The organism is Algorimicrobium bowmanii, assembly GCF_054031195.1.
On the sequence record NZ_CM132929.1, the window covers coordinates 1660329 to 1673413 of the forward strand.

Below are 13085 nucleotides of genomic sequence, written 5' to 3' on the forward strand. Positions count from 1 at the left end.
ATGAAAAAACCAATTTTAATAGCATTGGCTGTTTCGATTAGTGCTTTTTCTTTCGCACAAAAGAAAGAATTGCGTAGCGCAGAAAAGGCAATAAAAAGCAATAATTATGCTGAAGCTAAAACAGCATTAAATCAGGCAGAATCTATGATGTCCGAAATGAGTGATAAACAAAAATCACAATACCATTTATTAGTAGCTGAAGCACTTTATGCTCAAGGAACTGCTAATGATACTGATATAAACAAAGCCATTGAGAATTTGGTTATGGTTGGTAGTGATTATGAATCGGAATCAACGGAGCTAGTTACATCTATGGAAAATGAGCTTTTAACAAAAGCTAATAACTTATATAAAGCAAATAGTTTTACAGAAGCTGCTACAAAATTCGAGCAGTTATATAATGTAATACCTTCTGATACAACTTACTTGTATTATGCTGCAGTAAGCGCAGTAAGTGGTCGTGATTATGAAAATGCATTAAATCATTATCTGAAATTAAATGATCTTGGATACACAGGTGTTGAAACAGAATATTTTGCTACCAATAAAGAAACAGGTGAAAAAGAACTTTTCGATAAGAACACTCGTGACTTATATGTGAAAACAGGCGAGTATATTGCACCAGGTGAGCGTCAATCAGACTCTAAATCAGCTGAAATAACTAAGAATATCGCTTTTATTTATGTTAGTTTAGATAAAAAAGAGGAAGCTTTAGAAGCTATTAAAAAAGCTCGTGAAGCAAATCCAACAGATGTAAATATTATTCTTACTGAGGCTAATTTACAATACCAATTAGGTAATAAAGATGAGTATAAATCGCTTATTGAGAAGGCTATTGAAATAGATCCTAAAAATATTGATTTGTTTTATAACTTAGGTGTGTTATCTGCAGAATCAGGTGATAATGCTAAAGCAAAAGAATATTACAATAAGGTAATTGATATGGATCCTAAATATACAAATGCACATACAAACATTGCTGCATTAATTTTAGGAGAAGAAGAAGCTTTAGTTGAAGAAATGAACAGTCTTGGAACATCATCTGCCGATAATAAGCGTTATGATGAACTAAAGGATGAGCGTACTGAGCTTTATAAAAGTGCTATTCCTTATTTAGAAACTGTTTTAGAGCATGATCCAAATAATGTTGAAGTTTCTACAACATTAATGAATATTTATAGAGCTATTCCTGACACGGAAAACTATAAAAGAATGAAAGCTAAAGTTGACGCTTTAGGAAAATAAAACCTAATTGTCTTCATAAAAAAAATGCTACTGAAAATTCAGTAGCATTTTTTTTTGTAATATATTCTAATTTAGATTTTCAATCTAAAAACACGTGTTAGTTAATTATCTTCTTAATAACACGTAATTTATGGGTATGTGTACGTTTGTCTGCATTATAGATACCTGAATGATCTAAACGGTCAATACGGACCTTTCCATGTGCGTGAATAATAAAATTATCAGGCATAATGATACCAACATGAATAATTTGTCCTTCATCATTATCAAAAAAGGCTAAATCACCTGCATCACTTTCTTCAATAAAGCTTAAAGCTTCACCCTGATTGGCTTGTTGCGAAGCATCTCGGAATAATTTATAACCATTTAGCTTATAAACCATTTGTGTAAAACCCGAACAATCAATTCCGAAAGGTGTTTTACCTCCCCATAAATAAGGGGCATTTAAATAACTAAAAGCAGTTTGTAAGATATGCGTTTTAGCTAATACTCCAGAAACAGTTTGTCCTTCAAAAGTATGGTTTAATATATCCAATCCGTTTAGACTAGCACCTAAAGGAATAGGGTATAAGTGATTATCAGAATCCTCAATAAATTCAACTAAATCTGTTGACAATTTCGGAGATTCTAAATGTAATCTATTATACTGTTCTTGCGTAATTTCAAGGTATTGTTTATTATCCACCCAGCCTTCGTAATTATCAAAGCCTAGGCGGATTTTACTCCATAATTTACGTTTTTCAAGCACCTTAAAATGATCGCCATATAATACTTGCGAAACAAGTTCACTCATATCACTGGGTTCCGATCGTAAAGGAACAATACTTAAATTACAAACTCCATATTGCATGCAAAAAATAGGGTATTAGTTTCTTTCGATAACAACAGCCGAAGCACCACCACCACCATTACAAATAGCTGCAGCACCAATTTTTGCATCGTTTTGTTCTAAAACATTTAATAATGTAATTAATATACGAACACCAGAACATCCAAGCGGGTGTCCTAAAGAAACAGCTCCACCATTTACATTAACATTCGAATCATTTAAACCTAAGATTTTCATATTAGCTAAACCAACTACTGAAAAAGCTTCGTTGAACTCAAAGAAATCAACATCCGAAATATTAATTCCGGCTTTATCTAAAGCTTTTGGAAGTGCTTTAGCTGGAGCAGTTGTAAACCATTCTGGTTCATGAGCTGCATCAGCATAACTTTTTATTGTAGCTAAAACTTTTAATCCAAGCTCATCAGCTTTTTCTCTACTCATTAAAACCATCGCTCCAGCACCATCGTTAATAGTCGAAGCATTAGCGGCAGTTACAGTTCCCTCTTTAGTGAAGGCAGGACGTAATGCAGGAATTTTATCTAATTTTACGTTAGTAAATTCTTCATCTGTATCTACTACAATAGCATCACCACGACGTTGAGGAACCTCTACAGGAACAACTTCGTTGTCAAATTTACCTGCTTTCCAAGCCGCTGTTGAACGAGAATAAGACTGTACGGCAAAAGCATCTTGGTCTTCTCTAGAAAATTTATATTCTGTAGCACAAGCATCGGCACAAACACCCATAGCATTTTGATCGTAAGCATCAACTAAACCATCACGTTGCATGCCGTCTTCCATTTTTATTGGTCCAAATTTAGTTCCAGTTCTGCCATGCATATAATGTGGAATTAAACTCATGTTTTCCATACCACCTGCAACAACTATCTCAGCATCACCTAAAGCAATAGCTTGAGCAGCTTGCATAACAGCTTTCATTCCTGAAGCACAAACTTTATTTACAGTTGTACAACCAGTTGTATTTGGAATTCCTGCATAAATAGCCGCTTGTCTTGCTGGTGCTTGACCTGCACCGGCTTGAACAACATGCCCCATTATAACTTCTTGAACTAATTCTGGTTTTAAATTGATTTTATCTAATGCGCCTTTTATAGCTGTAGCTCCTAATCGAGGTGCTGGTACAGTTGATAAAGCTCCTAAAAAACTACCAATTGGAGTTCTAGCTGCTGATACAATAACGACTTCTTTACTCATGTTTTTTACGTTTAATTTTTTGATTGCAACAAAATTAATCAATTTTTAATAGAATGTAGAATGATTAGCATTTTATACAGTCATAATTTTTCGACTATATTTTACTACATTTGAAAATATTTCGGCCTGCTATGAAAGACTTTATTAATGTATTTTACAGAAACCATGCTTTAGCTTATAAACTGCTACTTTTTGTATGTACAACTTTTTTAATCGTGTATTTATTTCCTAAAAGTGGAAAATTTAAATATAATTTTGAAAAAGGAAAACCTTGGCAATCAGAAAACTTATACGCACCGTTTAGTTTTGCTATTAAAAAAACCGATGCTGAGATTACATCGGAAAAACAAGAAATAAGTGATAATGTTCCCTTGTACTTTAATTTAGATACGAGTGTAGAAAAAAGTGTTTCTAATAATTTTCAGAGAGAATTTAAAAGTGCTTTTTCCGATTCTATATCACTTTCTAAGCAAAATACCTTAAGAAATACAGGAATTCAAATTATAGATAAACTCTACAGTTTTGGAGTTTTAAATGACGATTATAGTTATAAAAACTCTAAAAAAGTAGTCCTGCTAGAGGGGCGGGTTGAAAAAGCACAAACCCAATTTGATAAGTTGGTTAAAGAAGATGAACTGTCAGATATTGTTATTAAAGTTTTAGAGAGTAATAATTTAATAGACTTTAAAACAGAGTTCATTTCGTTGTTTTTTGATCTTGTAGAACCGAGTTTAACTTATAATAAAGCATTTTCCCAACGTGTACTTCAGGAGGAATTAAGTAAAATAGCCTACACCCGTGGTAGTGTAGAACGTGAAACACTTATTATTTCTAAGGGAGAAGTTGTTGAAGGGGTAAAATTTCAAATTTTAAAATCTTTAGAATCTGAATATGAATCTCAGGTTTGGAGTAAATCCAATTATAATTGGATTGTTTTTGCCTATACACTTCTTGTAGCTATGGCATTATTAATATTGCTATTGTTTTTACGCAAATACCGTTCGTCTGTTTTTGAGGATAACGTGAAAGTTACTTTTATTTTTTTCAACGTAGCTTTTATGGTGCTCATAACAACCTTAGTAGTAAATTATAATTCTCAATACATTTACGTTGTTCCAATTTGTATACTGCCATTAGTACTTAAGGCTTTTTTCGATTCAAGACTAGGTTTATTTACGCATGTAATTACGGTGTTGCTTTTAGGTTTAGTAGTACCCAATAGTTACGAGTATATGTTTTTGCAAATCCTAGCAGGAATTGTTACTATTTTAACGGTTTCTGAACTCTATAAACGTGCTAATCTGTTTATATCTGTTGGACAAATAACCTTAGTATATATTGTGGCTTATTTTGCTTTTTTCGTTATTCACGAAGGGAGTTTAGAAACTTTAAAGTGGGAAACTTTTGGGCTGTTTATTTTATGTGGTTTAGCCACTCTTTTCGTACAGCCATTAATTTATGTTTATGAAAAATTATTCGGTTTGGTTTCAGATGTCTCATTATTAGAATTATCGGATACCAATTCAAATCTACTTAAAGAATTATCAAACAAAGCTCCTGGTACTTTTCATCATTCTTTAAACGTAGCTAATCTAGCAGAAGCTGCAGCAAACGAAATTGGTGCCAATGCAATGTTAGCACGTGTAGGCGCATTATATCATGATATTGGTAAAATGAAAAACCCTACTTATTTTACCGAAAATCAATCTACAGGAATTAATCCGCATGATGAATTATCACCAAAAGAAAGTGCTCAAATTATTGTTAATCATGTTATTGATGGTATAGAAATAGCGCGTAAAAATAATTTACCAGATCGGGTTATTGATTTTATTAGAACACATCATGGTACAAGTGTTGTGTATTATTTTTACATGAAGGAACAAGAGCGTAACGCCGATTTAGAAATTGAAGATTTTATGTATCCAGGTCCAAAACCATTCAGTAAAGAAACAGCAATTTTAATGATGTGTGATAGTGTAGAGGCGGCTTCAAAAAGTTTAAAAGAACCAACTTCTACTAAAATTGATGATTTTGTTGAAAATATATTAAACAAACAAATGCGAGATGATCAGTTTTTAAATGCTAATATTACTTTTAAAGAAATACAAGCTATTAAAAAAATTCTAAAACAGAAGCTTACCAATATCTATCATTTGCGTATTGAATACCCTGAGTAAAGTTGTTTTTATGCATTTGAAAATCATGCTTTAACATATCTTAACAATTAATTCTCTTATTTTTGTTAGTTACTCTAATAAATCAAATAAAATATGAGGAAATCACTAATTTGTGTTTTGGCAATTACAGCGCTAGTAGCGTGTAAAGACGACCAAAACAAAATCGAAAATGAATCTAAAACTATGGCGGTAACTTACCCCGAAACTAAAAAAGTTGATACAGTAGATACGTATTTTGGTAGTACTGTTAAAGATCCCTATCGTTGGTTAGAGGATGATTATGCTGAAGACACCAAAGCTTGGGTAAAGGCACAAAACAATGTAACATTTGATTATTTAAATCAAATTCCATTTCGCAGCCAACTTAAAGAGCGTATGGAAAAGTTATGGAATTATGAGAAAATTTCAGCGCCATTTGTAGAAGGAGATTTTACATATTTTTATAAAAATGATGGACTTCAAAATCAATCGGTTTTATATAGAAAAGATGCTGAAGGTACTGAAGAAGTATTTTTAGATCCTAATAGTTTTTCGGAAGACGGCACTACTTCACTGGGAGGTTTAAGTTTTACAGAGGACGGATCGATGGCTGCTTATGCTATTTCTGAAGGCGGAAGTGATTGGCGAAAAATAATTGTACTAGATACAGAAACTAAAGAAATTGTTGGTGACACTATAATTGACGTGAAATTTAGTGGCATGTCTTGGTATAAAAACGAAGGGTTTTATTACTCAAGTTACGAAAAACCAAAAGGCAGTGAATTGTCCGCAAAAACTGATCAACACCGTCTGTTTTATCATAAGTTAAATACACCACAAAGTCAAGATACGATTGTTTTTGGTGATACTCAAAAAAGACGTTACGTAGGCGGATCTGTTACACATGATGGGAATTATTTAGTTATCACAGCTGCAAATTCAACTTATGGAAATGAGTTATATATTAAGGATTTAAAAACTAATGGTCCTTTAGTTTCAGTAGTATCTAATTTTGATAGTAGTAATGGTGTTATTCATAATGAAGGAGCTGATTTTTATGTAGTAACCGATTTTGAAGCGCCAAATAAACGTATTGCTAAGTTTAATATCAACAATCCGGATCAGAATGCCTGGGAGGATGTTATTGCTGAGACAGAAAATGTATTGTCGGTTTCTAAAGGAGCAGGGTATATATTTGCTGAATATATGAAAGATGCTGTATCTGTTGTTAAACAGTATAATTTTGATGGTACTTTAGTTCGTGATGTTCAGTTGCCAGGAATTGGCTCTGTAGGTGGTTTTGGAGGTAAAAAGGAAGCAACTACTTTATATTATTCTTTTACTAATTATACAGCACCTGGAACTATTTATAGTTATAACCCTGAAACTGGTGTGTCTGAAGTTTATCAGAAGCCAAATATTGATTTTAAATCTGAAGACTACGAGTCTAAACAAGTATTTTATACATCAAAAGATGGTACTAAAGTACCGATGATTATTACTTATAAAAAAGGAACGGAATTAAACGGTAAAAATCCTACAATACTTTATGCATATGGAGGATTCAATATTAGTTTAACACCTTCATTTAGTATAGCAAATGCTGTTTGGTTAGAAAATGGCGGTATTTATGCTGTAGCTAATTTACGTGGTGGCGGTGAGTATGGTAAAAAATGGCATAATGCTGGAACCCAAATGCAAAAGCAAAATGTATTTGATGATTTTATAGCTGGAGCTGAATTCTTAATTAATGAAAATTACACTTCTTCAGATTACTTAGCTATTAAAGGAGGTTCTAATGGAGGTTTATTAGTTGGTGCAACTATGACGCAACGACCAGACTTGATGAAGGTAGCTATACCACAAGTAGGCGTGTTAGATATGTTACGTTACCATACATTTACTGCAGGTGCAGGCTGGGCGTTTGATTATGGTACAGCAGAACAGAATAAAGAGATGTTTGAATACTTAAAAGGATATTCACCTGTACATAATGTTAAAGAAGGTGTAGCTTATCCTGCAACTTTGGTTACTACAGGAGATCATGATGATAGAGTTGTTCCAGCGCATAGTTTTAAATTTGCGGCTGAATTACAAGCGAAGCAAACAGGAAATAATCCTACTTTAATTAGAATTGAAGTTAATGCGGGGCATGGAGCCGGAAAATCTACTGAAGCAACTATTAATGAACAAGTAGATATCCAGGCATTTACCTTATTTAATATGGGAATAAAAAACCTAAAATAATTGTTTAGATATTTATAAAAATAGAAAGCCCAAACATTTAGTTTGGGCTTTTTTTATGTGATTTAAACGACAATCTGTTTAATGCTTTACTTCGTGAAAATATGGTTTTCTATAAAGTCTATAAAAACCTTTTTATGATGGTCCATATCCATATTTCCAGATAACGAGGCACGAACAATATAATCTTTATCACCTTCTTTGGTGGTTCCTTGAGTTGATGTAGCTGGAATGGTCCAGTAACAACCTTTTAACTGTCCGTAGCTTACACAAAATTTACTTTCATTAGGTATTTCAGTAATCATTAAATTAATGAGCTTCAGATTTAAAGCTCGTTTATGGGCTTCCTTTTCTTCAGCTGTATTACCTTTTGTTGGTAAGTCTAATGAAAAAACAGAGGGGGTAAAACCTTGTTCAGCTAATTCTTCTGATACAAAATTGATTTTTGCTTCGGGTAATACTTCGTGAATAAAGTTCACAAAATTACGGGTATTGGTATAAGCATCAGCTATACGTTGATTCATAGAAGGTAACTGTTCTGCTAATAATTCATATTGAAGAGCAGTTGCTTCATTATCGCAAAGGTGTAAATGTGTTTCTATTTCAGTCATTAATGCATTGGTTTTCGTATTTCCAACACAATAACCAGCTGTACATTTTCCACCGCTAGGGAATTTAGAGCCACTAGCAAACGAAATTGTTCTAACGTTAGAAAGGATTTCTCCTTCACCTAAAAAGTGCACATTAGGACAAAAGGTTTGATCTAAAATAAAAACAGGATCTATTGCAATATTTCCTGAAGCTGTTTTTCTAACTTTGGTTAAAGCTGTTTTTAAATCTTCAAGATTAGGTACTTCAACGCGTGGGTTTGTTGGGATTTCAGCAATGATATATGGAATAGCATCTTCTTTAGCTATAGTTTCTAACACGCTATCAATACTTTGAACCATGTCGTTATCACCATCAACAGGTAAGTCTACTATTTCTACAGAATCTAAAGCGGCAGCTACACGTCTCGCTTGATCATTTGTCCCTCCATAACAGTTAGGGGGGACTATAAATTTAATGGCTTTCCCCGGATTATTTTTAAGAGCGTCATCCACTAATCCCATCATAATAGCATACTGAATTGATAAGCCACTAGAAGCAACTAAAGGTTTGCCTGTGGTGCCTGTAATACTATTTATTAATGTTGATACCTTATTCTTGTTGGCTTCAAAATCATTTTTATCTGTATCAAAAGCTGTAGCTGATACTAAAGATTTTAAGGCTAAATGCGCATTTTCAGGTGTCATAGCAATAGTTTCACGACGACGAACATGCTGAATTTCGGAAATATAATTAGTGTTAACCTGATTATTTACTAGTAGGATACTTCCCAAATGATCATAAAGATTTACATAAAAATCAACATGATTATGTAAATCTGTTTTTCCTAAGGTATCTTGGTGATTTACAAAAATTGTACTTCCATTAAATGTATTTAGTTCTGAAGGCGTATTTACCTGTTCTAATTCAAACTTATAACCATATACGCGTTTTAATAATTCAGAGTTGAAACAACTTGGTAATGAACCGCTGTAAGCAATACGTGTATTTTTATTTTTAAGTAAATTAGATCTCAAAATGGCCATTACTGGTATTGTCATAGATGAAAAACTAATAACTTGTTTAGCTTCTAACTGGTTAATATTAGCAAGTGTCCATTCTAGCACGCAGGATAGGGGATGCCCTAAACGAATATAATCATATGCTGTTGGTAATTCACTTAAGGATTCAGTGGTAGCATTATTTAATTTATATAGAGTTTCAAACTGATTTAAAAATTCTGTTTTAGCTAAAGATTCATCATAAATATCTAAACGATGGGTTGTTAAACGCAACCAATCTGAGGGCATATTCTGAATTACATCTGTAATATATTTTTGCATTTTTTCGTCTTGCATAGTCTTTCTTTTTATAGAGATGCAAGTTACGAAAAATGCCTTTTTTTAAAGAAAGATAACAGGCTTTTGGCCTTTTTTTATGATTTAGGAGTCCGACTATTTTGAGTTTTTAAAACTTCTAGGTATTTAGTTAATTTTGTTAATGCTACACATTAAAAATGGCGCTCAGTAATTCGTTTAGGTTTTAAATTTGTATTCATAATAATTTCAAAATCTATAACGCCAATAACTAAGCCTTCATGAGTTACAACATCTACTTTCCATTGGCCTTGTTTGATGTTGTTTTTATAAGTGAAGCCTCGATAACCTTTATTACGACCACCTGTTATTTGGTAGCCTATTTCATCCATAACCTTCCATGTTTCTGTTTTAGGGTTGTACCATTTCCAACGGTGAATAATAGATTTTTCAATTTGAGTGGGTGCAAAAATTGAGGTAAACACATAAACAGATTCTTGCGGTTGGTGTATAAATTGTAAGCGGTGTTGTCTCCAAAAAATATACCAATCATCACGTTCGTAAGTAACTAAGTATTCCTGACTTGTTTTCTTTACCTGATGCGCCACTAAACCTGTTTCTAAAGCTAATGGAACGGGAGGAATTAGGTTAAAATAGTAAAATATATTAATGGTGGCATACATTGTAAAAATGATACTGAGTAGTTTTTTAAGTTTTATCTCAGCTCGTGTACTAGGGCTTTTTCGGTATATGAAAATTATTAATGCTAGTGTTAATAGTAAACTTATTAACCCTGAAAGTATAAAGATTGAAGTATTCATTTTACTTATAAATACAGGAATCATAAATGTGAAAAAGGTAAAACTCACAAAGAAATAGACACTAAACTGTAAGTACTTATTAGAAATACGTTTTTTTAGAAACTCATTGGCAATTAATAAAACTACCAAAATTATGAAAAAGGACATCGTTTTAGATAACGAAACACTCCGAGAGAAATAAATGACGTATGCACTTGATAGACCGCCAAAGAAAAACTGAATAGCTAAAGGAAGATAATCTAGATATTTTGATAAGAAAGTTGTTTTCCATTTACCATCGCCAGCAAGATTATAAAAGTATAATGATAGTGTTAGGGCTGACATGTGTAAGCATAGCACAGTTAAATCATACAATCGGTCAATACGGCCTAATGTTAATGTATCAAAAATAAATCCACCAATAAAAAAAATTACTGGTGCATATTTTTCATGACGTTTTATGAAATTTCGAAAACGGCTATTCTTAAATCTGGCATAGGTTTTTTTGTAGAGCATGTATTGAGATTGTAGGTGAATTTAAATAAATTCAAACAATCTAGGGGTGGCAGATGACATTTTTTAATTGATAGCGGCAAACATAATTGCTTTTATCTTATTTATACAATCAGATAATTGAATGTAGGGGAGGTTAGGGTATAAAAAAAGCAAATACAACTAAAGGTAGCTGTATTTGCTTCTAAAAAACTTTATTAAGATAAGTCGATATCCGAAAGAGTTAATCCTAATGCTTTAGCTACACCAGCACCATATTCAGGGTCGGCTTTATAGCAATTACTTACATGTCTTTCTTGTATAAATTTAGCTGCACCACCAACTTGCCTAGCTGTATTATCAAACAGTAGCTGTTGTTGCTCTGGATTCATAATTCTAAAAAGGTCTCCAGGCTGCGTGTAATAATCATCATCTTCACGATGGTCATAATGGTAGGCGTCACCATCTAAATGCATAGGAGGCTCGGCATATTCTTTTTGTTCTGCCCATTGTCCGTAGCTGTTTGGTTCGTAGTGAAGTGTAGAGCCTTCATTACCATCTACACGCATGGCTCCATCACGATGTGGGTTATGAAATGGACATTTAGGTTTGTTTACAGGTATCTGGTAGTGATTTACACCTAATCTGTAACGTTGTGCATCACCGTAAGAAAATAAACGTCCCTGAAGCATTCTATCCGGCGAAAATCCAATACCTGGAACCACATTGGCTGGGTTAAAAGCAACCTGCTCAACATCGGCAAAATAGTTTTCAGGGTTTCTATTAAGTTCTAACACACCAACATCTAATAACGGATAGTCAGAATGCGGCCATACTTTTGTTAAATCGAATGGGTTAAAACGATAGTCTTTGGCATCTTCTTCAGGCATAATTTGAACCTTAAGGTGCCATTTTGGGAATTCGCCATTTTTAATAGCGTCAAATAAATCTCTTTGATGACTTTCTCTATCTTTACCAACTAAACTCTCAGCTTCTGCATCGGATAGGTTTTCTATACCTTGAGCAGTTTTAAAGTGAAATTTCACCCATGAACGTTTGTTGTTTTTATCTAAAAAGCTAAAAGTGTGACTACCATAACCATTCATGTGTCTGTAGGTTTTAGGAATACCACGTTCACTCATTGTTATGGTAATTTGGTGTAGTGCTTCTGGTAGAAGTGTCCAAAAGTCCCAATTATTATTCGCACTACGTAAGTTTGTTTGCGGATCACGTTTTACAGCTTTATTTAGGTCTGTAAATTTATATGGGTCTTTTAAGAAGAAAACGGGCGTATTGTTTCCTGCTAAATCCCAATTACCTTCTTCTGTATAAAATTTAATTGCAAAACCTCTAATATCTCTTTCAGCATCGGCAGCACCACGTTCACCTGCAACGGTAGAAAATCGTACAAATAAATCGGTTTGTTTACCAATTTCAGAGAATATCTTAGCTTTTGTGTATTGGCTTATGTCATGTGTTACAGTAAAGGTTCCAAAGGCACCAGAACCTTTAGCATGCATTCGGCGTTCTGGAATAACTTCACGATCAAAATGTGCTAATTTTTCAAGAAACCAGAAATCTTCTAAAAGCATAGGACCTCTTTTTCCGGCAGTCTTAGCATTTTGGTTCTCAGCAATCGGTCTTCCCGATACGGAAGTTAGTTTTTTCTTGTCATTTTTCATATTTCTGTGGTTTGATAATAAGATAGTCGTATGTTTTGCTTAACCTAACACGTATCAGGTGTATAAAGTTTAAAAAAGGGACCATTTCAAATATAGAAAAATACAATTAATTAATAATGAGTAAATTATTAATAGTTGATATCTAATAAAAATGAGGTTGGAAGTAGGGGAGTATAAGGTTTATAAAAACAAAAAAGCCTCACTAAAAATAGTGAAGCTTTTTGTGAGCCCTGAAGGATTCGAACCTTCGACCGCCTCCTTAGAAGGGAGGTGCTCTATCCAGCTGAGCTAAGAGCCCTCATGTAATAATTGTCGGGGTGGCAGGATTCGAACCTGCGACCTCCGCGTCCCAAACGCGGCGCGATAACCGGGCTACGCTACACCCCGAAAAAACGGTTATCTAAAAAAATGCGGAGAGACAGGGATTCGAACCCTGGCGACACTTACGCGTCGACAGATTAGCAATCTGCTCCATTACCACTCTGGCACCTCTCCATTAAATATAAAAGAACGTT

8 protein-coding genes and 3 tRNA genes are annotated in these 13085 nt (G+C 33.6%); 3 read left to right on the plus strand and 8 right to left on the minus strand.

Annotated elements, in window-relative coordinates; all coding sequences use genetic code 11:
• Positions 1–1245, plus strand: coding sequence for a tetratricopeptide repeat protein (locus tag ACW5R3_RS07340; protein ID WP_456576358.1), 1245 nt, complete (start codon positions 1–3; stop codon positions 1243–1245).
• 97 nt (positions 1246–1342) lie between these two features.
• On the opposite strand, the gene ACW5R3_RS07345 is transcribed toward ACW5R3_RS07340, so the two are convergent.
• On the minus strand, positions 1343–2095 hold the full coding sequence (locus tag ACW5R3_RS07345; protein WP_456576359.1) for a C40 family peptidase: 753 nt from the start codon (positions 2093–2095) through the stop codon (positions 1343–1345).
• A 15-nt stretch (positions 2096–2110) separates the two neighbouring features.
• Positions 2111–3289: an acetyl-CoA C-acyltransferase gene (locus tag ACW5R3_RS07350; RefSeq protein ID WP_456576360.1), complete on the minus strand. Its 1179-nt coding sequence runs from the start codon at positions 3287–3289 to the stop codon at positions 2111–2113.
• A 131-nt stretch (positions 3290–3420) separates the two neighbouring features.
• On the opposite strand from ACW5R3_RS07350, the gene ACW5R3_RS07355 reads away from it, so the two are divergent.
• Together ACW5R3_RS07355 and ACW5R3_RS07360 are read left to right on the plus strand one after the other, a co-directional pair.
• Positions 3421–5469, plus strand: a complete 2049-nt coding sequence (locus tag ACW5R3_RS07355; RefSeq protein WP_456576361.1) for an HD family phosphohydrolase — start codon at positions 3421–3423, stop codon at positions 5467–5469.
• 93 nt (positions 5470–5562) lie between these two features.
• Entirely contained in the window at positions 5563–7695 is a 2133-nt protein-coding gene (locus tag ACW5R3_RS07360) for a prolyl oligopeptidase family serine peptidase (RefSeq protein WP_456576362.1), read from the plus strand.
• Positions 7696–7781: 86 nt separating this feature from the next.
• On the opposite strand, the gene ACW5R3_RS07365 is transcribed toward ACW5R3_RS07360, so the two are convergent.
• The 6 genes from ACW5R3_RS07365 to ACW5R3_RS07390 all read right to left on the minus strand — a co-directional run bounded on the left by ACW5R3_RS07365 (position 7782) and on the right by ACW5R3_RS07390 (position 13065).
• Entirely contained in the window at positions 7782–9638 is a 1857-nt protein-coding gene (locus ACW5R3_RS07365) for a cystathionine beta-synthase (protein ID WP_456576363.1), read from the minus strand.
• Positions 9639–9790: 152 nt separating this feature from the next.
• A complete protein-coding gene (locus ACW5R3_RS07370) occupies positions 9791–10912 on the minus strand; it encodes a DUF2914 domain-containing protein (protein WP_456576364.1) in 1122 nt (373 codons plus the stop codon).
• 194 nt (positions 10913–11106) lie between these two features.
• Entirely contained in the window at positions 11107–12570 is a 1464-nt protein-coding gene (locus ACW5R3_RS07375; protein WP_456576365.1) for a catalase, read from the minus strand.
• Between the two features lie 224 nt (positions 12571–12794).
• A tRNA-Arg gene (locus ACW5R3_RS07380) sits at positions 12795–12868 on the minus strand.
• 14 nt (positions 12869–12882) lie between these two features.
• Positions 12883–12957, minus strand: a tRNA-Pro gene (locus ACW5R3_RS07385).
• 24 nt (positions 12958–12981) lie between these two features.
• A tRNA-Ser gene (locus ACW5R3_RS07390) sits at positions 12982–13065 on the minus strand.
• Positions 13066–13085: the final 20 nt, after the last annotated feature.